Raw genomic sequence first — 22077 nt, forward strand, 5'->3', positions numbered from 1 at the left:
AGCGATTTCTCCTCAACGCCCGGCGGCGCCAAGTGACCGGAAGTAATTCTCCAGCCCGTCCACTATTCCCTGCGCGTACCGCTGCTGGTATTCCGGATTTCGCAATGCCGCTTCCTGGTCAGGCACGATGATGAAGGCTCCCTCGACGAGCACGGCGGGCATCCACGTCGGTCGTACGAGCGCGAAATTCTCGCGCTTCACTCCATTGTGGCGCAATGCCATCTGCGCCACGAGTGCCCGCTCCATCGCCTCGGCGAGGGGCGCTGAATGGAGATGATAATGGTATGTCGCCGTTCCGTTCACGCGCAGCGGATTGATCCCGTCCGGAACCGCGTTGAGGTGAATGGAAACAAGCGCGTTGGCGTTGGCGCGACGCGCCATCGTCGGACGGAGATTCAGATCCACCGGGTCGGACGTAGTGCGCGTCATGACGACGTTCACTCCCTTCGCCTGCAGCAGCTCGCGGACCTTGAGGCCGACCTCCAGTGTCGGAACCGGCTCCCACAATCCCGTTGGCCCCGTGGCGCCGACAGGCGGATGTCCGGCGTCCACCGCGATCGTGAGGCCGAGGAGCGGCGACGTCGGATCTACCCGCGGAGGGCACCGCACACGAAACGTGAGCTTACCATCTTCCCATAGCGGCTGGTAACCGTAGACAGGACCGCGCAGCGCGATTGTGTACTGCATCTCCGGGCCGGCCGCCGCGGCAGAGACGGTGGTGACGTAGCTGCCGGCAGCGGCTCGGACGGGCTTCTGACGCCGAATCGGACCCTTCGTTCCGTAGAGCGTGAGCGTAAGCGCCGAGTCTCCTTCCTCGACGAGATACGCGGGACGCTCGGTCATCCGGATGACCACGTCGGTCCACTCCGGCGCGTTCCGCAACCTGAACGACGACGCACGCAACGGCTTTGGTGCCGCGGCAGCGGAGTCGAGCATCGTGAGATCGCTCTGCGCGATGCGAATCGTCTGCATCGTGTCGAGCTGCACATATGCGTCGCTCCCTTTCGTCCCGACGACCTTCACGACTGTGCCGGGAATGAGGAACCAGCGCTGGATTCCCCCGGTTACCGCGTAGCCGGTTACGACCCGGTCCGTATCACTGGGATACGTCGCGGGCCCGATGAGCGATGCGTAGCGCGCCGGTGACATGGTGACGACAGTGTCTGGCGGAGGTGGAGGAGCGGTCGGTGGACCGGCGATCTTCACGGGGTGGACGAGCCGCGCAGTATCGAGGCCTGTAGTGACGACGATCTCGTATTGCGGCGCGGTCGCCGGCGGGTTCGGCAGCCAGGCCATGAACGCACCGTTGGGCCAAACGGGTGTCAGCACGCCGTTGATCGTGAGGCCAGCGTCTCCGTTTCCCACACTGCCAAAGACGAAGTTCGAGTCCCGCGACTGGATAAGCTGTCCCGCTGGCGGGTACACGACCTTGATCTCGAGGGGTCCGCTCACATGCGGAACCTCGGGGAGCGCCGGGTTCACTTCGGGAACCGGCGCACGCATGACCACCGGCGGAGCGACAGCGGGAGCCGCCGCCGGCACGGGAACTGTCGCCACCCGCGGGGTGGCGCACGCTGCCGCCGCGAACGCCACGATGAGCGGAGATAACTGAAAAAGTCTCGTTGTGATCATGTATGCCTGGTCGTCTTTGGATAAAGCTGAACGCATGGTCGGTACCAGACCATGGAGGCGCGGCACCTGAACAAAAGTTTCGGCGAACCGCGCCTGCCTCACCTATATTCTCGCGAATGCCGTGGTCCCAGCACATTACAGATTCCTCTTCGCCCGCCCGAAGCTCGGGCGCGCCGACAACATTGTGACTCGCTCAGAGCCATTCACAGCCGAGTTTCCTGCGCTGCCGGCAGGCACCATCGAGATCGCCGCCCGCACCGACATCGGCCTGATCAGGGAGCACAACGAAGATTCTTTCCTTGTCGGGAATCTGGCCACCGGAGAGGTGTTCAGCGAGAACGACGCCGGCCTCTTCCTCGTAGAGGCTGCCCCGTCACTCCTGATGGTCGCCGACGGCGTCGGCGGCGCTGCCTCGGGAGAGATTGCCAGCTCACTTGCGACTCAGGTCTCCTTCGAGCGCCTGCGCGAGCGATTCGACCGTGGAGCGCTGAAGGGCGCGGTCATCATCGCCGACTCGCTTCAGCAGGCTGTGCTTTCAGCCAACCAGGCGATCCACGAGCACTCGAAGGCAAACCGGACTCACCATGGCATGGGGACGACCGCCACGGTCGCTCTGGTCGTAGGCGGAATGATCTACTTTGCCCAGGTCGGCGATAGTCGCGCGTACATCATTCGCGACGGGGTGGCAAAGCAGATGACGAAGGACCAGTCTCTCGTTCAGAGGATGGTTGACGCCGGCAAGCTGACTCCGGAGCAGGCGGAGCGAAGCGAGCACCGCAACATCATCCTGCAGGCGCTCGGTCCGGAACCGGCCATCGTCCCCGAGTTCACGCGGGACAGACTGATGAGCAACGACATCGTGGTTCTCTGCAGCGATGGGCTTACCAACCAGATGACGGGGCGGGAGATCGCCGCGATGGCGGAGAAGCATCGGGACCTCGAGGCCCTCTGCAACGCCCTCGTCGATCGCGCCATCGAGACGGGAGCCCCCGACAACGTCACCGTAGTCGTCGGACGCTATCGCATCCCCACGGCAGGCTAACGCCTCGTCGAAGAGATTCCGGGATCGTCCTGTTCGCCGATCCTTTCCAACGCCGCCTCCGCATCCGCACCGCGATGCACTGATCCCACGGGACTGTCGGCGTTCCACGGCGCAATGAACGGCAGAAGCGCGATGCACGGTAGCCCTGCGATCACGGTTATCAGGAAGAAACTTGGCCACCCCATCGACTCGGCGATCTTCCCGCCCGGCGCAACCAGAATGTCACGGCTCGCTGCAACGACACTCGACAGCAGCGCGAACTGAGTGGCCGAGAAGCGCCGGTTGCACATGCTCATGATGTAGGCGACCAGCGCCGCGCTCACGAGACCGACTCCGAAATTCTCGACGACGATTGCCGCGACCATGTAGGTGTGATTGCGGCCGGCAAGCGCGAGCCCGTAATACGTGAGATTGCTCAGCGCCTGAAAAACGGCGAACGCCCACAACGACCGGTTGAGACCGATGCGCGCTATCGTCGCGCCGGCGGCGAGCGAACCGGCAATCGTCGCCAGCAATCCAGCGCCGCCGAAGACGAGGCCTACCTCGGTCTGGGTGAACCCTGTCTTCAGCAGAAACGGAGTCGTCATGCTGCCGGCGAGCGCATCCGAGTACTTGTACAGCACGATGAAGATCAGCACGCCGACGCCAAGCCCCGGACCGACGCGCTGGAAGAAATCGCGGAACGGCATCGCCACCGCTTCGGCGAGAGACTGCGGCGGCGCTTCCCTGAGCACCGGCTCGGGCGCGAGGAACGTTGCAAGAATGCCGACGAGCATCAGCGTCGAGAGGAGGGCGTACACCGTGCCCCACGACAGGCGTTCGGCCAGCACGAATGACAGCGAGCCGGTGAGGAGCAGCGCCATCCGGTAGCCCAGCACCCAGATGGCGGCGCCGGCGCCCAGCTCGCGGTCCTCGAGGATGTCAGTCCGATACGCATCTCCGGCGATGTCCTGCGACGCGCTCAGGACCGCGATGAGGATCGCGTTGAAGGCGAGCGCGCGCAGGCCGGTCGTGGGATCGTGCAGCGACATCGCGGCGATGGCGACGAGCAGCAACACCTGCGTAATCAGCAGCCATCCGCGACGGCGGCCGAGTATCGGTGGGATGTAACGGTCGAGCAGCGGAGACCAGAGGAACTTGAGCGAGTACGGCAGTCCGATCATGCTGAACAATCCGATTCTCGTGAGATCCACACCGGACGCGGTCATCCACGCCTGAAACGCTTTTCCGTTGCCGATGAGATTGAACGGCAGCCCGCCCGCGAATCCGAGGAAGATGAGCGCCGCCATCTTCGGCTGAGTGAACGCGCGCACCATCGAGCCGCGAGCCCTGTCATTCATGTGGAAAGCTCCCTGAGCCTGCTGCAGCTCGTGTTGCCGGCGCTTGCGTGCTACGCCGGAGTTCGCTTGCCGAGTATCCGGGGACCTGACGCGCCCGTCGCGGTTGGCACGTTCCCGGGGCGGCCGGTCAGATGGAGATACCCAAGCAATGCAAAGGCCACGGCTTCCTTGGCCTCGCCGTCGAAGAAGGTCGCGTCGAAGTCGCGAACCACGCGTGGTGCGACAGCTTCGGTGATCGCCTTCACGAGAGCCGGGTTCTTCGCTCCACCGCCGGAGAGAAACACTTCCGACACGGGCTCGGCGATGAACCGCTCATATGCGTCGCCGATGCTGCGCGCAGTGAGCGACACGGCGGACGCAACGATGTCCTCATCAGTGCATCCCGGTGATTCGGTACGGCAGGAGGCCATGAGGGCTTCCGTGTACCGCGGGCTGAAGAGCTCGGGACCAGTGGATTTCGGCGGCGCGGCGCGGAAGTAATCGTGCGAGAGAAGCCGGTCCACAACCGCTTTGACCGGGGTTCCGCCCGACGCGAGGCGACCGTCAACATCATACGCGAGATCCGGTCTCAGCAACCGCACGACCTTGTCAATGACGCCGCAGCCGGGGCCCGTATCGAACGCGCGCACGCCGGACAAGTCGCCGCCCGGGGGCACGACGGATACGTTGCCGATTCCGCCGAGGTTCTGCAGCGCACGCCAGGCGGACTCATCCGCGAACAGCATCGCGTCGGCCATCGGTACGAGCGGGGCACCCTGCCCTCCCGCTGCTACGTCGCGCACGCGAAAGTCGCTCACCACATCAATGCGTGTGCGCTCGGCAATCACGGACGACTCGCCCATCTGCCACGTCGAGTGTCCGGGCTCGTGCCAGATGGTCTGGCCATGTGATGCAATCGCCGCGATGTCCTTGCGCGACACACCCGCTTCGGCGATGGCGGCTACCGCAGCGTCGGCGAGCCAGCCGCCGAGGTCGAAGTTGAGACGGCAGTACTCGGAGGGAGTGGCGCCGGTGAGCCCCGTGGCGAGACGCTCTCTCTCATCGGGAGAGTAGTCGCCCACGGTGAATGACAGCAGCTCGGGGGTCACGCGGCCGTCGCCTGATGGAGTGAACCGCACGACGGCCGCGGTAATTCCATCGAGTGAAGTGCCGGACATGAGGCCGACGAGAATCATGCTTTCGTCGGTCGTGCGATCGGACGTGTCGCGGTCCACAGATGGCGCGTGGCTCGTCATTCCGGGACCGGCGGCGGCGCGTCGGGGATTGCGCGCCTGATCACCCCACCCGCCCGATCGAGCGCGGCGAGAGCGTCCTCGCGGCCGACCCCCAGTTTCTGCATGACGATTGCCGTCTTGACGCTTTTGTCCGCCGCCTCGAGCAGCGCGCGCGCTTCCTCACGCGTCACGCCGCACACTTCGACGACGATGCGCTCGCTTCTGCCCTCCAGCTTGTTGTTGGTGGCGCGCAGATCCACCATCAGGTTTCCGTACGTCTTGCCGAGCCGGATCATCGCGCCCGTGGTGATCATGTTGAGCACGAGCTTCGTTGCCGTTCCCGCTTTGAGACGCGTGGATCCGGTGACGACTTCCGGGCCAGTGATCGGAACGATCGCTACGTCCACGACATTCAACACACTATCGGGAACTCTCGAGCAGGCGACGATGCCTGTCTTGGCGCCGAGAACGGCGGCGCGCTCGATGGCCGCGTGCACCCAGGGCGTAGTTCCGGAGGCGGCGATGCCGACGACGAAATCGGCCGGGCCGACGTTGTGCGCGTCCATCTCGCGCGCGCCGTTCTCGACGATGTCTTCGGCGCCTTCCTGCGCGCGGGTGAGCGCGGGCAATCCGCCGGCGATGAGTCCCTGCACCATCTCGGGATCCGTGCCGAACGTGGGTGGACACTCGCTCGCATCGAGAACCCCCAGCCGTCCCGATGTTCCCGCGCCAACGTAGAAGAGCCGTCCACCGGCGCGAAAAGTTCGCTCGGCGATGCGGATGGCTTCGGCGATCTGCTCGCGCTGAGTCGCGACCGCTTCAGGAACCATACAGTCTTCAGCGTTTATCACATCCACGATCTCGAGGATAGACGCGAGATCAATGGACGCGGTCCGTGGATTGCGGCGCTCTGTCGTCCGTGGATCAATCATTCAGGAAAATGCGGTGGGTCACGCCTGGGAAGTTACCGGGCGCTTCTCGCGAGCCGCAAGACAAATGGAGATAGAGTGAGCCGACATATTGCCCTGTTTCTCATGATTGTTCTCGCCGCACCGGCCGATGCTCAGGTGCGCCGGCGCGTGCCGATTATGCCCGAGCCGTCCACCTGGGTCTCGCTCGGAATCGGCCTGTTCAACGGCAATGGCGTGAGTGACGGCGCGACGGGCAGCACGTGGGATTTCGGACAGGCGTCGAATCCTCAATTTCGTGGCTCGCTGGAGAAAGCGATCAACCCGACGACGTCCATCGGCGCGACGGGAACGTACGTGAAGGTGCCTTTCACCTACATTGGAACGGGCGGCGCTGCCAGCTGCACCCGCTGCGCGGCGCATCTGGACGTAATGTCGCTCGGTGCTTCATTTCATGTCGGCGGCGGGCTCGGATTACACCAGGTGCTGGAAGCGTCCGCTGGAGCTCTTCAGTACCGGAACCTGCGCCGCGACAGTGACGGCGCCGCGCTTGCACCTTCCGGCGGCAACGTGGATCCGTATTTCACATTCGGTTACGGATTCGGATACACTTTCAATCCGGCGATGCAGCTGAGCGTGGTGCAGGACTTCGGGCTCGGGCTTCACGAGCGGACGAATCTGACCAGCGAGCAGAGCAACACGCTCAGACAGAGAACTCTCAGACTGAACCTTCGCTACGGTTTCGGAAGCCGGAACGCGAGGAGATAGCGCTGAACTGACTAACGAGGCCTCCAGGTGATCAATTCCGGCATGCAGCATCTCATTCTCTTCCTTTCGCTTGCCGCCTGTTCACCCGGGGGACTCGCGCTGCCCGCGTCGAGTCAGGTCCCGGCTCACATGCCTCCGCGCGCGCCCGCAGTCTTTACCGATGGATGGAAGTATCCGGCGGGCTCGAGCGCCACGGTGGCCGAACATGCGATGGTGGCGAGCAGCAGCCGGACCGCTGCCGAAGCAGGCGTGGAGATTCTCAAGGCGGGCGGCAACGCAGTGGACGCCGCTGTCGCGGTGGGATTCGCGCTCGCGGTGGCGTATCCCGAGGCCGGAAATATCGGCGGTGGTGGATACATGGTCATCCGGATGAGCGACGGGCGCACCGCTGCGCTTGATTACCGCGAGGAAGCACCCGGCGCGTCGTTCCGCGACATGTATCTCGATTCGGCTGGGCGGCTCACGAGCCACGCTGAAGCCGGACGGTCCGCCTCGGGAGTGCCGGGTGCGGTCGGCGGTCTCACCGCAGCGCACGCACGTTACGGCTCCCTGCCGCTCGCCGCGGTGATGGCCCCCGCAATCCGCCTCGCGGCCGAGGGCATGATCGTGGACACCGCTCTTGCACGATCGGTGGCGAACAATGCTTCGCTCATCGCCAGGTATGATGGCGCATCGCTGTTTCTCCTCGATGGAAAGCCAATCTCGAGAGGATCGCGATTCGTGCAGCCCGCTCTCGCCGAGACGCTGCGCGCCATCGCGCGGGACGGCGCGGCCGGATTCTACAAGGACCGGGCTGCGGCGCTCATCGTCGCGGAGATGGCGCGCGACTGCCCCGCCGGAGTGAAAGAACGCGAGCGCGCGTCTCACGGATGCGGATTGATCACGGCTGACGATCTCGCGCGCTACAGTCCCGTCTGGCGCACACCCGTGAGCACGCGATTCCGCGGATACCGGCTGCTCTCGATGCCGCCGTCGTCTTCCGGCGGGATCACTCTCGGCGAGGCGCTGAACATACTCGACGGGTTCCCGGCTCTTCCTTCATTCGGCAGCGCGGAGTATCTGCACCTCCTCGCGTCCGCGTTTCAGCGCGCGTTCATCGACAGGAACGCGCTGCTCGGCGATCCCGATTTCGTGAAGATTCCGATGGCGGTGCTGGCGAGTCGGAAGTACGCCGCCCGGCTCAGAGCGACGATCGATCCCGCGCGCGCGACGCCCACGCGCACTCTCAGGATGCCATCGCATGAAGGAACGGAGACGACGCATTACTCGGTAGTGGACGCGTCCGGCAATGCCGTTTCCACCACCACGACTCTCAACAGTCTCTATGGATCGGGAGTGTTCGTGCGCGGCGCCGGCTTCTTCATGAACAACGAGATGGACGATTTCGCGGCAAAGCCGGGCTCGCCGAACCAGTTCGGACTCGTGCAGGGCGAGGCGAACGCCGTCGCGCCGCGGAAGCGGATGCTGAGCGCGATGTCGCCCACAATCGTGCTCGATCCGCGTGGCGAGCTGTACATGGTGCTCGGCGCGCGCGGCGGACCGCGCATCATCACGAGCACGGCGCAGGTGATACTCAACGTCATCGAGCACCGCATGAGTCTCGCCGACGCGATGAATGCACCGAGGATCCATCATCAGGCATTGCCTGACACGATCCGGTTCGACGCCGGCGGCTTCGACAGCGCCACAGTCGCGCGGCTTTCGGCGATGGGCTACGGCCTCACGCCTCAGAGCTACATTGGCGGATCGGTCGTGGCGATCAGGCGTGTGAACGGCGGATTCGAAGGAATGGACGATCCGCGGGGGTTCGGGGGAGCGGCGGTAGGCTACTGAGCTCGCGGGAAAGGCTGACTAAAGCGGCGGTGAGAATCTCACCGCCGCTTCACCCATCACCCTGTCAGCTCAGACCTGCACTGTTGCCGAATTGTCGAGCGTGATCGTGATTCGCCCGCCCGACGGCACGCATCCCTCGTAATTCGCGGTAGCCGCAGCAGCCCCTGCACCTGCCGCTGCGCCGGTCGCCGCGCCGATCACCGTGGACTTGGTGTCCTTGCCAAGCACCTGACCGACGATCGCGCCAACCGCAGCGCCGCCGACGACCTTCTGCACGTCCTTGCTCTTCGGCTGATTGCGAATGCGATCCACGTTCGCGTAGGTGGTGGTCGCGGTGATCGGATAGGTGCGCCCGCCGAAGGTCACGGAAACGACGCGGAATCCCATGCGAATCTCGTCGTTTACGTTCTCGCTGCGCTTCAGCTCGGTGATCTCGACCATCGCCGTCGCGCCGGCGGGGATGACAGCTCCATTCGAGCCCTGCACCGAGTTGCTCACGGTCGCACTGAACCGCTGGCCGACGCGATGCGTGTTGGTGCATACGCGGGAATTGGAGGTAAGGTTGATTTCCGAACCGGCCGGAATCGTCCCGAGAGCGCGCTCCGATCCGGTCGTTCCGCGTGTGACGATGTTTCCGCTGGCGGGCGTCGTCGTACGCGGAGTCGTCCGCACGGGAGTTCTCACCGTGGCGCGGGGAGCGGTCGCCACCGGCGCACGAGTCGGTGCTGCAGTCGCCGGCACGTCCTGAAGCGCTGGCTGCGCCGCCGTGTCCTGATTGGCCATCTGCAGGTCACGATTCAACGCCGTGTCCTGCGCGAGCGTGTCGCTCTTCTTGTTGTCTACACATGCGCCCGCCAACAGCGCTGCCGAGAGCGCGAGCGGCGCACTCCAGCGAAAGATATATTTTGACATCAGGTCCAGCCTCCGTTGTGTGACGATTGTCCGAAATTCCTGCGGAACAAGTCTTTGGACGAGCTTAAAGCGCAATCGTCGTGCCATTTCATGAAACAAATCAGGCGCCTTCTCCCCTACTATTCCCCGTATCGGGCCCAGCTGATCGCCGGGCTCGCGCTCGTAGTGGTCTCGACGGCCATCACAAGTGTGATACCCTGGCTTATCCGGCTGGCAATAGACGGAATCCGCGCCGGCGCTGCGCTGAGCGGCACCTGGAAGCTTGCCGGTGGGATCGTGGGAGTCGCAATCGCCGGCGGCATCATGCGCTACGCCATGCGCGAGTACATGAACGGGATCAGCCGGCTCATCGAATTCGATCTCCGCGACGACCTGTTCAGACACCTCGAGAAGCTCGACGCATCGTGGTTCGCGCGGAATCGTACCGGCGACATCATGGCCCGCCTCACGAACGACCTCGGAGCGGTCAGAATGGCCGCCGGCCCCGCCATCATGTACCTGATGAACACGATCGCCGGCGGCATTTTTGCGCTCGTCTTCATGCTGCGCATCGATCCGACCCTTACCGTCCTTGCTCTACTCCCGATGGTAGCTCTTCCCATCATCACCGCATGGCTTGGCAAAGCGATCCACCGCCGTTTCGAGTCGGTTCAGGAGCATTTCTCGACACTCACCACGCACGTGCAGGAAAACCTCACCGGTACGCGGATCGTCCGCGCCTACCGGCAGGAGAGCGCCGAGATCGCACGGTTCGGCGCTCTCAACGACGAGTACATGGCCCGCAACATGTCGCTCGCACGCCTCTACGGCACGATGCACCCGATGTTCGCCCTCCTTGCTGGCGTGGCCGCCGTGGTGGTGCTGGGCCTTGGCGGGCTCCTCGTACTGCGTGGAAGGATCAGCGTCGGGTCTTTCGTCGCGTTTGGACTGTACCTCAACCTTCTGACGTGGCCTCTGATCGCGCTCGGATGGGTGATCAATCTCTTTCAGCGTGGCAGCGCGTCCATGGGGCGGCTGACCGAGATTCTCGATGCCCGTCCATCACTTGATGAGCCCGACGCCGCATCAATGGTTCACCTCCCGCCGGCAATCGGCGGACGCTCGATCGAATTCCGAAACGTCGGCTTCCACTATCCCGCGCCTCCCGGCGAGGAGCGGTGGGTTCTGCGCAATGTGAGCTTCGTCGTTCCCGCCGGCGCTACACTGGGCGTCGCCGGCGCGACCGGAAGCGGAAAGAGCGCGCTCATGGACCTCATCCCGCGCCTGCATGATCCGCAGGAAGGCGAGATACTGATGGACGGCGTGCCCATCCGCCACGTTCCGCTCCATGAACTGCGGCGTGAGATCGGCTTCGTGCCGCAGGAGAGTCTCCTCTTCAGCGACACAATCGGCGCGAACCTTCGCTACGGAGGGGCAGACGAAGCCGGGATGATGTGGGCGGCGCACGTCGCCCAGCTCGACGCTACCATCGAAAGCTTTCCCGGGAAATATGAAACGATGCTGGGTGAGCGCGGTATCAATCTCTCCGGTGGCCAGAAGCAGCGGGCCTCGTTGGGCCGGGCACTGGCGCGCCGGCCGGCGATAATAGTGCTGGACGACGCGTTGAGCGCAGTTGATACTCATACCGAGGCGGAAATCCTGCGCGGCCTGCGCGACGCGCTCACGGCACGCACGGCGGTGATAGCCTCCCACCGCGTGAGCGCGATCCGCGACGCGAGCTGGATCATTGTGCTGGACGACGCCCGAATAGTCGAACAAGGGAGACACGACGACTTGATGATGGCCGAGGGCCGGTACTGGGCGCTGCTTAGAAGACAGCAGCTGGTGGAATCGATCGAAAGCGACGACGAGCAGAGCGTCGCCCTCCAGGAAGCGACCGGTGACTGACGCCGGTCTCGCCAGGCCGGGTGCTTCGTTCATCGCCGCGAGCGATCGCGTAGCGCGCCTGCAAGCGGAGCTCGCCGAGGCGCAGCGCATCATCGCCGACCTGCGCGACCGCGACGCGCTGAAGACGCAGTCTCTTTCGAACATATCGCACGACCTTCGTACGCCTCTCACGGCAATCATCACTCACGCCGAGATACTCCGCGATGGAATACTCGGCGAGGTAAGCCCGAAGCAGAAGGAGAGCATCTCCGTCATCATCACGGGCGGTCGCCAACTGCTCGACATGATCGCCGAGATACTGATGCACGCGCGCGATTCGAGCGAGCCGCTTACCCTGGTCGAGTCGGAGTTCTCGCTTCACGACGTCGTCGAACAGGTGACGACGTTGAACGAGTCTCTCGTCGCGAGAAAGGGATTGACGCTGGAGCGCTACACGTCCACGGAGCTCCCTCCCATCCGCGGCGACCGGGACAAGGTCATCCACGTTCTCACGAATCTTCTCGGCAACGCATTCGAATTCACGCCGAGCGGCGGTCGGGTATGGGTGAACGCCTGCATGAGTCCCGAGGATCCGCAGGGGCTCGTGCTGATGGAGGTGGGCGACACCGGCCGCGGGATCGCCCCGGACCATCACGAGCTCATTTTCCGCGAATTCGCTCAGGTGGACTCGTCGGCGTCGCGCGTGCATCACGGCACCGGGCTTGGCCTGACCATCGCGCGGCGGTTCGTTGAGCTGCATGGCGGCAGGATCTGGGTGGAGAGCGATCTCGGATGCGGGAGCCGGTTCTTCTTCACTCTCCCCGTCGGACGGCCCGCGGAATGAACGGCCGTGTGCTGCTCGTCGAGGACAGCCCGATGATCAGCGGCGCCCTCAGAATGCTGCTCGAGGCCGGCGGTTTCGAAGTGACCCTCGCAACGACCGCGGCCGAGGCGATGGCGTGGAGCGGCCCGGAGCGCGCGGACGTGATGCTGCTGGACATCGGGCTTCCCGATGCGGACGGATTGTCGGTGATCGGCGCGCTCGACGCGCGCGGGCTCAGGCCGGTGACCACATACGCGATGACGGGACACGGCGACGCGGCGACGCGTGAGCGCTGCCTCGCCGCCGGATGTGACGACGTGCTGCTCAAGCCGGTGCCAGTCCAGCAATTGCTTCGCATCGTATCCGAAGCGGTGGCGTGACGGAGCGGCGCGCGTATCAACGCGCGGGCCCGCTCCTGCGCTGGTACTACGCGACCAAGTACCGCCTGTTCAACCGGGAGCGCCGGCCCCACGACGGGCGCCGCGGTGTCATCATGCTGCAGGTAGACGCGCTGGCGTATGCCGACCTGAGGCGAGCGATAGACCGCGGCTTCTGTCCTACCATCGAGCGCCTTCTGCGCGAGAGCGACTTCACGCTGCGGCGGTGGTTCTGCGGCCTTCCGTCGGCGACGCCCTATTGCCAGGCAGGAATCTTTCACGGCGAGAACCCGGGGATTCCGGCATTCCGCTTCTACGACAAGCCGGCGCGGAAGATCATCACCTGCAACGCTTCGGACGGCGTGCAGTACATCCGCGACCGGATCAAGTCGCCGGGGGCGCTGGCCGGCGGATCGAGCTATGTGAACCTGATGGACGGCGACGCGCAGACGGTTGCGTTCACGGTGGCGACGCGGGAGCGCATGTCGGTCTACCAGCGGCTTGGCGGCGGGCGCATGGCAATGCTCATCGTTCTGCATCCAATCCGCATCGCGCGAATGGTTGTTCAGAGCGTGCTCGAGTACCTGCTGGAAGAATGGGAGCGGCTGCGTGGCGAGCTCGCGCGGCAGGCGACGCACTCCGAGGGCATTTTTCCATTCATCAGAATCCTGAGCAACGTCATCATCCGCGAGCTGCAAACGATGGCGATACTGCTCGACGTTTATCTCGGCGTGCCGGTGATCTACAGCACGTTCATGCAATATGACGAGCTCGCGCATCATTTCGGGCCGTCGAGCAAGCAGGCGCTGAGCGACCTGAGGCGCACTGACGCGCGAATCTCCGAGATATGGCGCATGGCACGACTGGCGGGCGGTCGCCAGTACGATCTCGTGATTCTCTCCGACCACGGAATGACTCCCGCGCAGAGCTATCGTGTGCAATTCCGCGAATCGCTCGGCGCCACCGTGGAGAGGATGCTCGACGGCGACGTTCTCGCGAGTCATTCGGAGGCGAGCGAGTACGCGCACATAGGTCCGGAGGTAATCGAAGCGGTTGCCGTCATCACGCCCCCGGCGAGGGAGCGCACGCGGCGCGCGCTCCGGCTGGTGCGCGACTGGCTCCGCAGCCGTTATGGGCTACGGGAGATAATCCTTCCGGAAAAGTACCGCGTCGCCGCCACGCACGACGTCGTCGTGACATACAGCTCGTGCCTCGCGTTGCTCTACTTCGCAGCCGACGCGCGTCAACTCATGCTCAGCGATATCCTCGGCGATCCGCGCCGGCGGCGGCTCTATTCGGGTCTGCTCGACCACGACGGAATCGGCCTGATCATCACGCGCACGCCCGAAGGCGTTCATGTCGAGGGAAAGGCGGGCAAGGCACTGCTGAAAGACGGGGCCGTGCGCGTCGTCGAAGGCCGGAATCCGATGGATCCCTACGGTACGGAGAGCTACGTCGTGAACGCCGTGGAGTATCTCGCGACGCAGTCAAACGCCGGCGATTGCATCCTTTTCGGCGCGTACGATGGCTACGACATCGTGTCGTTCGACGACCAGGTCGGTGCGCACGGCTCGGCCGGAGGCGATCAGGTGTACCCCTTCATCATCGCACCGTCATGGCTCGGCCTCGCCGACGAGACTCTCGAAGACGCGCGGGACATTCATCGTGCCGTGTTGTTGAGGTATTCCGATCCTTCAGTGGATCGAGGAAGAGCATCGAGCCCGATGCAGGATAGATCCGCTACGATTTGAGAGTGCTTGCTTCGGGATGGCCCACGATCGTACGGAACTCCGAAGCCGAGAGTCGCTCGGGCTCGAACTGCTCCCCAGCCCGCTTCATCACGCCCTGCACTACCGCGTCCACCGTCAGCAACGGAGCGTCTGCCTCGGCGGTGACTTCCACTTCCCACTTTCCGCGCTCGGGACCTTTCAGCGTGTTGCGATAACTGGCGCTGTACACGGTGTGCCGCCCCTGCAGAGGCACGCTTGCCGCTATGACGGCGGCGCCCGTCTCGACACCGCTCTGCCTGATCGGGGGAAAAAGGTGCACCATCTCGACGTTTTCCGTGCCAACCCTGTCGGCGATCTCCCTCAGAAAACGCTCGGTCGTTTCGATCATCTCGTTTGCGTGCCTCTGGCTGTAATCTCGCGCTCGACGTAGAGCCGCAGAATGTGCATGAAATCCTGCGCGTTCGTCACGACGCCGAACGCCTGATGCGTGCCCCGGTCCTTGAGCTTGCTCACCACGAACTCCGACGAGTCCACGCAGATCGTGGGCAGCTCGCGCAGAGCTCCATCCTCACCCGACACGAATGCGGGCAGCATGTTGCCGGTAGCGATGGCGTGGAGCGCGGTCGCGACGAGGATCGCCATCGTCGCTTTCGTCGTGTGGCGTCTCATCGCGTCCTGCCCGGCGAGTGCGTCGGTGATCACTTCCGGCAGCGGGCCGTCGTCGCGGATCGAGCCGGTGAGGACGAAGGGCACGCCGCAAGTGACGAGCGCATGCATGATTCCGTGCCTGATGAGGCCACTCTTCACCGCCGCGGCGATCGAGCCGGCGGCGCGGACCTGGTTGATCGCGCGCATGTGCAATCCGTGTCCGCCGGGAGTAGCGACGCACGTACGAGTCATGCCGAGGGTCGTGCCGAAGATCGAGGCCTCGATGTCGTGAACCGCGACCGCATTCCCCGCCAGCAGCGCAGCGACGAATCCGTTCTCGATGAACCACACCATGTCGGTGCGGGCCCGCGCGTGCACCAGCGCCGGACCCGTGACCCAGATGGGATATCCGCCACGGTCGCGCTCATCGAGAAGAATCTGAGCCATCAGCGAGTAGTCTATCGGCTTCTCGCGCGATACCTCGCTCGTCATGAACCTGAATTCGTCGCCGTCGCCCGCGCCGGCCATCGAGTGCACGTAAATCCCTTCCGAGCCGTCTTCCGCTCTTCCCACCGCTATGCGGTCTCCCGCTTTCACCCGCCGTCCTTCGCGAATCCAGAGATCCCCATGGGGGTCGAGGAACAGCGCGGCATCCATCCGCGGCTCGCGCGGAAGCCGCCATTGTCCGCCAATGCGCACCCATGTCGGCAGGTTCGTCGTCGAAAAGAATCGCTCCGGAAGAACTCCATCGGCCGGCGCTTCGACGAACGTTGCGTCCGGCGCGCCAGCGAGCGCGGCGGAGCTGAAGTCGGGTGTGGAAAGAATTGACACGCCTAAAGATGATCCACTGGTCTACAGCAGCGCCACGGGATCGCGGTCGAGCGTGACGCGGAGTGCCGCAGGAACCGGGAATCTCTCCATGAAATAGCGGCCCACGCGCGTCAGATCGGCGGAGTTCTGCGATTTCAGGAGCACGTGCCATCTCCACCGCGTCTTCACCCTTTCGATCGGGCATGGCGCCGGTCCCACGAGTGCGATGTCACCGGCCGTTCGGGCATCGAGCAACTCGCGGATCCAGTCGGCGCCCTTCGTCGCGAGATCAGCGGTAGCGCGGGCGTTCGTTCCGCTGAAGACAATGTTCGCGAGACGCAGATTGGGCGGGTACGGGGGGTTGATCCGACCCTCCAGCTCCTCGCGCACGAAGGTCGCGTAATCGTGCGTGAGCGCGCATCGGACGGCGTGGTGCGCCGGCACACGCGTCTGGATCAGCACCTTCCCGCCCTTCGGCCCGCGACCCGCACGCCCGGCAACCTGGCTCAGCAGCTGGAAGCACCGCTCCGACGCGCGAAAATCGGGAAGGTTGATGCCCACGTCGGCATCCACTACCCCCACCAGCGTCACGTTCGGAAAATCGAGCCCCTTGGCGATCATCTGCGTGCCGAGAAGAATGTCCACCTCCCCGCTCGCCACCCGGTCCAGTATCTCGGCGTGCGCCCACTTGCCGCTGGTCGTGTCCACGTCCATGCGCGCAATTCGCGCCGTCGGAAACCGCTCGCTGAGCAGCCGCTCGACCTGCTGAGTGCCGAGCCCGCGATGCTTCAGTGTCTGGCCGCCGCACCGCACGCACTCCGCGCGCAACGGCTCCTGGTGCGCGCAATAGTGACAGAGGAGTCGCTCCGGCGCGCGATGGTGCGTCAGTGTGATGCTGCAGTTGGGACACACCACGACGTCGCCGCAGTCGTTGCACTGTACGAACGACGAGTATCCCCGGCGGTTGAGAAGCAGGATGCTCTGCTCCTTCCTTCGCAGCGTCTCGGAAAGCGCCCGGTCCAGCTCTTCGCGGATTACCGCAGAATACCCCGTGCCAGGCCCCGTGCTGCTGTCGGGCATCGGTGCTACGCGGTGTCGCAAATCCACCACTTCCACTCCCGGCAAACGCCCGCCGCCGACTCGATCGGGGAGTGTCAGTAGCGTGTATTTCCCCGCGGTCGCGTTGGTCCACGATTCGAGTGAGGGCGTCGCGCTGCCGAGTACGACTATCGCTCCTTCCGCTCTCGCGCGGACGATCGCCACCTCGCGCGCGTGATAGCGCGGCGTCTCCCCCTGTTTATAGCTGGACTCGTGCTCCTCGTCCACAATGATCGCGCCGAGGTTTTCGAGAGGCGCGAACACGGCGGAGCGCGCACCGACGGCGATGCGCCTGTCGCCGCGCTTGAGCGCCAGCCATGCGTCGTAGCGCTCCCCGTCACTCAGCGCCGAATGCAGCACAGCGATCCTGTCACCGAAAACCGCGCGGAACCTGTCCACCGTCTGGGGTGTCAACGCGATCTCGGGAACGAGAACGATCGCCGTCTGCCCGCGCCGGTCCACTATCTCGCGCAGCAGCTCGATGTAGACGAGTGTCTTTCCGCTTCCGGTGATCCCGTGAAGAAGAAATACCTCGCCGGGCGATGCCGTGGTGAGCTTCTCGATGGCCGCGGATTGTGGTTCTGTCGGCACGTGTGGACGCGGCGCTTCGCCCGCCCTCAGCGCGAACGGATCGCGATCCACTTCCTCGGCATCTATCTGGATGAGGCCGCGCTTCTCCAGGGATTTCAGCACCGACGGTGAGAAGGCGAGCTGTTGCAGCAGATGCTCGAGCGTGCTCGTCCCGCCGAGCGACTCCAGCATCTCGAAGACGGCCCGCTGCTGCGGCGCTCTCGCGAACGCCTTGTCGCGGTGCATCAGCGTCGGCAGATCCTCCCGGAGGCGGACGACGCGATGCGTCTTTCGCGACGGCCGCGGCTGCGCTGCGCCGGTGAGCGACGCGGGAAGAGCGGTGCGCAGGGCGAGACCGAACGGTACGACGTAATAGTCGGCCATCCACCTGCAGAGCGCGATCATTGATTCACTGAGGGCCGGCGTGTCGTCGGGTACCTCAATGATGCGCTTCACCTTTTTCGGCAGGCTCGCCGGATCGGCCGGCCCGAGGCAGATGCCGATCTCTTTTCGGTTGCGGAAGGGTACGACGACGCGCGATCCGGCGAGTGGAATTCGCTCCGACTCCGGATTCAGCTCGTAGGTGAACGTCTGGAAGAGCGGGACCGGAAGCGCTACTTCCACCAGCCCCGTTGGCTCGGAGGTCATGACCCGCTAGCGAGCGCCCCCGCTCGCCGCCTGCTCATCCGCAATGCCGGTCCGCTCCACGCCGAGGCCTGGCCCTTCGGCCAGACGAATATGCCCTCCGTCAATCGTCGTGCCTCGAAACGGATCTTCCGCGAGAAGCGCCGCGCCGTCGAGATCGGCATAATCGAGCAGCGGGGCGAGCTGGGCCACTGCGGAGATACCGAGGCTCGATTCGATCATGCACCCGGCCATGACGCTCATGCCGAACGATCGCGCCGTGTGAACGATCCTGATCGCCTCGCGCAGACTGCCGCACTTTGCCAGCTTCAGGTTGATGCCGTCCACCGCGCCAGCGAGACGCGGTACGTCGGTCGCGACGAGGCAGGACTCGTCCGCGATGATCGGCAGCTTCGAGCGCTGGCGCACGAACCTGAGCCCTTCGATGTCGTGCTGCGCCACCGGCTGCTCGACGAATTCCACGTCGTTGTCGGCGAGGAAGTCGATCATGCGGACAGCGTGAGCCGGTGTCCACGCCGCGTTGGCGTCAACCCTGAGCCGCTTGTCCGGAGCGGCGTCGCGCACCACGCGCACGATCTCCATGTCGCGATCGGTTCCCAGCTTCACCTTGAGGATAGGATACTGCGCCGCGTCTGCAACCCGCTGCCGCAGACCGTCGTTATCGGCGATTCCGATGGTAAAGCTCGAATCGGGAGTGTCCCCCGCGTCGAGGCCCCACAGCCGATGGACCGGGATGCCCAGTCGCTTGCCGATGATGTCGTGCAGTGCCGCGCTCACCGCGCTCTTCGCCGATCCGTTACCGCGAAGAGTTCTCGTGAGACTCGCGTCTATCGCCTCGAGCGACCAGGAGTCGGCACTCCCCAGCACAGGTGCGAACTGCTCGAGCGCCGACGCAACCGTCGCCACGCTCTCACCGTAGTACCGGTTCGGCGCCGCCTCGCCCCAACCCTCCACTCCGTCACGGTCAACGATCCGCACGACGACGTTCTCGTGCGCCGTATAGCCCCCGCGCGCGATGACGAAAGGATAACGCGTCCTGAGGCGAAGGACTTCGTGGGAGAGCTTCATCCGCCTACCGGAGACGTCGCAGGTCTTGTCGGTGACCTGACGCGCGACGTCCATGCGGCCCGCACTTCTTCCGGCGCCGCCGATCCACTGAGGAACGAGATCAGTGCATCGGCCAGCTCGTGGCCCCGCTGATATCTGTCGGCCGCGCGCTTGGCGAGACATTTCATGACAATTGCGGAAAGCTGCGGTGGAATGCGCGAATCCACGACGTCGGGCGCTGCCGCCGTCTCGGTTACGTGCTTGTAGCTGATCGAGTAACCATCCGCTCCGTCGAACGGCGGGAAGCCCAGCAGCGTCTCGTACATCACGACGCCAAGCGCATAGAGGTCGCTCCGTCCGTCGAGCAGCTTTCCCCTCGCCTGCTCGGGAGACATGTAGTGCGGCGTTCCCATGACGTTTCCCGTCCCCGTCATCCTCGCCCGGAAATGTCCCGTGGCAATGCCGAAGTCGGTCACCAGAGCGTTCTCGTCCTCATCGAACAGAATGTTGTCGGGCTTGATGTCGCGATGCACCAGTCCGTGCCGGTGCGCGTAATCCAGCGCGCACGCAACCTGCGCGGCAATCGCGGCGGTCCGCTCGGGCGGGAACGACCGGCGGTTGTTGATTCTGTCGGCCAGCGTTCCGCGCGCCAGATACGGCATCACGAGGTAGACCTGGTCGCCGACCGAGCCGAAGTCCGTGATCGGGCAGATGTGCGGATGCACGAGCTGCGCGGCGGACTCGGCTTCTCGCCGGAAGCGCTCGCGCATGTCGGCGTCGCGGGCAAGGTGGGGATGCATCACCTTGATCACCACCGGGCAATCGAGCGGGATGTGCAGCGCGTAATAGACGTTCGCCATCCCGCCCTCGCCAACGCGGTGCATCACGCTGTAGCGACCTCCGGTGACGTGGCGCAGCGCCGTTATGGCGGGATCCGGAGGAGTCGCGCTCCGGTTCGTGACCAGCGGCAGCAGCTCGCCGCAGCGAAGGCAGCGAGCGGCCGAGCCGCGATTCCAGGACCCGCAATCAGTACAGAACATTCTTACCCGCCGAACTGCATGCGCACGAAGTCATATGGTGGCCATGGGCCGGTCAGGTGGAAATCCAGAGCCGTCTGGCGCAGATCCTCCTTGGCGACCAGATCGGCGAACTCCGACCAGCGCTCCAGATCCACCAGAAATGAGGCCTGGGCAATCACGGAAGTCTCGCCTTGAGGGAGCGGGAGGGACACGGTGGCCGTCGCCTGCCCGCGCAGCACTCTCATGCTCTGCGATGCGGTGGCGAGGAGCTGCTTTGCGCTCTCCTTCGCTTCGGGACCTGTCGCGTTGACGGGATCGAAGCCGGCTGGCTTCGTGATCGTCAGCCGGGCTTGTCCGTGGCCTTCGATCGCCCCCATTGCCTGCGTGAGCGTGAAGTAATGCAGCTCCATCCAGCGGGCGAGACTTTCCCTCGACTTGAAGACGGTACCGGAAGGCGCGGGCAGTACCGCGGTGCTCGCCTGGACTTCCTCCAGCACCCTCGTGTACTCCGCCATCTCGCTCTCGTCGAGGACGACGCGCGCGTAGCGGCACGGCGCCACGACTGCCGCCAGCGACCGGAACTGCAGGAGAGAAGTTCCATCGGCCAGTGTATCGCGAAGCGCCGCCTCGTGCGCGGCGACGCCGAACAGTCGAAGGGCGTTTACAGGAGCTTGCGCCATCTGAGGAATGCGAGGAGGAGAGCGCCAAGGCCAAGTTGCAGTACGACCATCGTCCAGAAACCGTGGCCCGTGTGCGACAGGGGAATCTGGTCGAAGTTCATTCCCCACATGCCGCTCACGACCACGAACGGAAGCGATATGGTGGCGACGACGCTGAGCGCCTTCGTTACCATCCCGAGCTTGTTGGACACCTGTGTTAAGTAACTATCGAGAGTGCTGCTGAGCAACTCGCGATACGTCTCCAGCGAATCATTGATTCTGAGGACATGATCGTAGATGTCCCTGTAGTACACCTGCGATTCCGGCGAAAGCAGAGTGCTCGGACGGTTCGTCAGGACGCTGAACACGTCGCGTTCCGGGCCGAGATGCCTGCGAAGTGACAGCACCAGCCGCTTCACGCTGAATATCTCTCGCAACGCAGTCTGATCGAACGAAGCGAACACCTTCTCCTCCAGCCCGTCCATGAACGTTTCGAGCTGATCGAGTATTGGGAAATAGGCATTCACTGCTTCGTCAGCCACTGCGTGCATCAGTCTCGCCGGTCCCGAAGACGCGAACTCAGGCCATTTCTCCAGTACCTGCACGGTCGCCTCGACGGGACGCGAATGCGCGCCGTGCACCGTGACGAGGAAGTTGGCACCGAGAAAGCACGTGAAATTCACGGTCTCGATGTCGTACGGGTCCTCCGTGTCCTCGAGAAAGGCAACGGTTCGCACGATCAGGATTGCGAACGTGCTGTATTCCTCGAACTTGACCCGCGATTCGGGATTAAGACTGTCCTCAATCGCCAGGGGATGAAAATGAAAAACATCGCCCAGAAGAGCGACTTCGTCGGGCCGCCGGATGTCTATGTCCACCCACAGCGTTCCCTTCCCCGAAGCGAGAATGGCGCGCATGTCGTCCACTTCGACGTGCGTGCGCGAATCACCCCCCGAGGAATCGTGATACCAGCTCCACGGAGCCGCGCGCGCCGGATCCACGGCTCTCACGGCCGCTTCCTGGCCAGCGGTCAAAACGGTGGCGGTGGCTTCCGGGTGAATGCCGTGATGCCTGGTCATTACGCTCGATTGACGGAGGAGTGCGGTGGCCGCATCAAGTTAGCCGCGTACGCTCGA

The 22077-nt window shown here is 64.3% G+C and carries 19 protein-coding genes; 7 read left to right on the plus strand and 12 right to left on the minus strand.

Annotated elements, in window-relative coordinates:
• Positions 1–12: 12 nt before the first annotated feature.
• A complete protein-coding gene (locus tag Q7S20_02295; protein ID MDO8500650.1) occupies positions 13–1632 on the minus strand; it encodes an N-acetylmuramoyl-L-alanine amidase in 1620 nt (539 codons plus the stop codon).
• Positions 1633–1753: 121 nt separating this feature from the next.
• On the opposite strand from Q7S20_02295, the gene Q7S20_02300 reads away from it, so the two are divergent.
• On the plus strand, positions 1754–2674 hold the full coding sequence (locus tag Q7S20_02300) for a protein phosphatase 2C domain-containing protein (GenBank protein MDO8500651.1): 921 nt from the start codon (positions 1754–1756) through the stop codon (positions 2672–2674).
• Here the strand turns inward: Q7S20_02300 and Q7S20_02305 are convergent.
• Genes Q7S20_02305 through murQ form a run of 3 tightly spaced genes read right to left on the minus strand, consistent with a single transcriptional unit; the run spans position 2671 to position 6160 of the window.
• Entirely contained in the window at positions 2671–4014 is a 1344-nt protein-coding gene (locus tag Q7S20_02305) for an AmpG family muropeptide MFS transporter (GenBank protein ID MDO8500652.1), read from the minus strand. The genes Q7S20_02300 and Q7S20_02305 overlap by 4 nt on opposite strands.
• Positions 4015–4064: 50 nt before the next feature.
• Positions 4065–5249, minus strand: a complete 1185-nt coding sequence (locus Q7S20_02310) for an anhydro-N-acetylmuramic acid kinase (protein ID MDO8500653.1) — start codon at positions 5247–5249, stop codon at positions 4065–4067.
• Positions 5246–6160, minus strand: a complete 915-nt coding sequence (gene murQ / locus Q7S20_02315) for an N-acetylmuramic acid 6-phosphate etherase (GenBank protein MDO8500654.1) — start codon at positions 6158–6160, stop codon at positions 5246–5248. The genes Q7S20_02310 and murQ overlap by 4 nt, the downstream gene beginning before the upstream one ends.
• A gap of 75 nt (positions 6161–6235) precedes the next feature.
• On the opposite strand from murQ, the gene Q7S20_02320 reads away from it, so the two are divergent.
• Positions 6236–6904: a hypothetical protein gene (locus tag Q7S20_02320; protein MDO8500655.1), complete on the plus strand. Its 669-nt coding sequence runs from the start codon at positions 6236–6238 to the stop codon at positions 6902–6904.
• A 27-nt stretch (positions 6905–6931) separates the two neighbouring features.
• Positions 6932–8737, plus strand: coding sequence for a gamma-glutamyltransferase (gene ggt / locus Q7S20_02325; GenBank protein MDO8500656.1), 1806 nt, complete (start codon positions 6932–6934; stop codon positions 8735–8737).
• Positions 8738–8806: 69 nt separating this feature from the next.
• Here ggt and Q7S20_02330 read toward each other — a convergent pair whose 3' ends face one another.
• Positions 8807–9649, minus strand: coding sequence for a hypothetical protein (locus Q7S20_02330; GenBank protein MDO8500657.1), 843 nt, complete (start codon positions 9647–9649; stop codon positions 8807–8809).
• A gap of 90 nt (positions 9650–9739) precedes the next feature.
• Here Q7S20_02330 and Q7S20_02335 point away from each other — a divergent pair, with 90 nt between their 5' ends.
• From Q7S20_02335 to Q7S20_02350, 4 genes are read left to right on the plus strand one after another with little or no spacing between them, the layout of a single operon-like run.
• Entirely contained in the window at positions 9740–11536 is a 1797-nt protein-coding gene (locus Q7S20_02335; GenBank protein MDO8500658.1) for an ABC transporter ATP-binding protein, read from the plus strand.
• Positions 11529–12359, plus strand: coding sequence for a HAMP domain-containing sensor histidine kinase (locus Q7S20_02340; protein MDO8500659.1), 831 nt, complete (start codon positions 11529–11531; stop codon positions 12357–12359). The genes Q7S20_02335 and Q7S20_02340 overlap by 8 nt, the downstream gene beginning before the upstream one ends.
• Positions 12356–12718 (plus strand): response regulator, encoded by a 363-nt coding sequence (locus tag Q7S20_02345; GenBank protein MDO8500660.1) that lies wholly within the window; start codon positions 12356–12358, stop codon positions 12716–12718. Before Q7S20_02340 ends, Q7S20_02345 begins: the two co-directional genes overlap by 4 nt.
• A complete protein-coding gene (locus Q7S20_02350) occupies positions 12715–14466 on the plus strand; it encodes an alkaline phosphatase family protein (GenBank protein ID MDO8500661.1) in 1752 nt (583 codons plus the stop codon). Before Q7S20_02345 ends, Q7S20_02350 begins: the two co-directional genes overlap by 4 nt.
• On the opposite strand, the gene Q7S20_02355 is transcribed toward Q7S20_02350, so the two are convergent.
• The 7 genes from Q7S20_02355 to Q7S20_02385 are packed head-to-tail and all read right to left on the minus strand — an operon-like array spanning position 14456 to position 22020.
• Positions 14456–14833 carry a hypothetical protein gene (locus tag Q7S20_02355; protein ID MDO8500662.1) on the minus strand — a complete coding sequence of 126 codons (378 nt, stop codon included), beginning with the start codon at positions 14831–14833 and terminating at the stop codon, positions 14456–14458. The two genes, Q7S20_02350 and Q7S20_02355, sit on opposite strands and share 11 nt — an antisense overlap.
• Positions 14830–15924: a hypothetical protein gene (locus tag Q7S20_02360; GenBank protein ID MDO8500663.1), complete on the minus strand. Its 1095-nt coding sequence runs from the start codon at positions 15922–15924 to the stop codon at positions 14830–14832. The genes Q7S20_02355 and Q7S20_02360 overlap by 4 nt, the downstream gene beginning before the upstream one ends.
• A gap of 21 nt (positions 15925–15945) precedes the next feature.
• Complete coding sequence (priA, locus tag Q7S20_02365) at positions 15946–18219, minus strand: primosomal protein N' (GenBank protein ID MDO8500664.1); 2274 nt, start codon at positions 18217–18219, stop codon at positions 15946–15948.
• Positions 18220–18225: 6 nt separating this feature from the next.
• Positions 18226–19284, minus strand: a complete 1059-nt coding sequence (locus tag Q7S20_02370) for a dipeptide epimerase (protein MDO8500665.1) — start codon at positions 19282–19284, stop codon at positions 18226–18228.
• Entirely contained in the window at positions 19281–20303 is a 1023-nt protein-coding gene (locus Q7S20_02375) for a protein kinase (GenBank protein MDO8500666.1), read from the minus strand. Before Q7S20_02375 ends, Q7S20_02370 begins: the two co-directional genes overlap by 4 nt.
• A 2-nt stretch (positions 20304–20305) precedes the next feature.
• On the minus strand, positions 20306–20962 hold the full coding sequence (locus Q7S20_02380) for a GvpL/GvpF family gas vesicle protein (GenBank protein ID MDO8500667.1): 657 nt from the start codon (positions 20960–20962) through the stop codon (positions 20306–20308).
• Positions 20944–22020: a magnesium transporter CorA family protein gene (locus Q7S20_02385; GenBank protein MDO8500668.1), complete on the minus strand. Its 1077-nt coding sequence runs from the start codon at positions 22018–22020 to the stop codon at positions 20944–20946. Before Q7S20_02385 ends, Q7S20_02380 begins: the two co-directional genes overlap by 19 nt.
• Positions 22021–22077: the final 57 nt, after the last annotated feature.

Source organism: Gemmatimonadaceae bacterium (assembly GCA_030647905.1).
Taxonomy (GTDB): Bacteria; Gemmatimonadota; Gemmatimonadetes; order Gemmatimonadales; family Gemmatimonadaceae; genus UBA4720.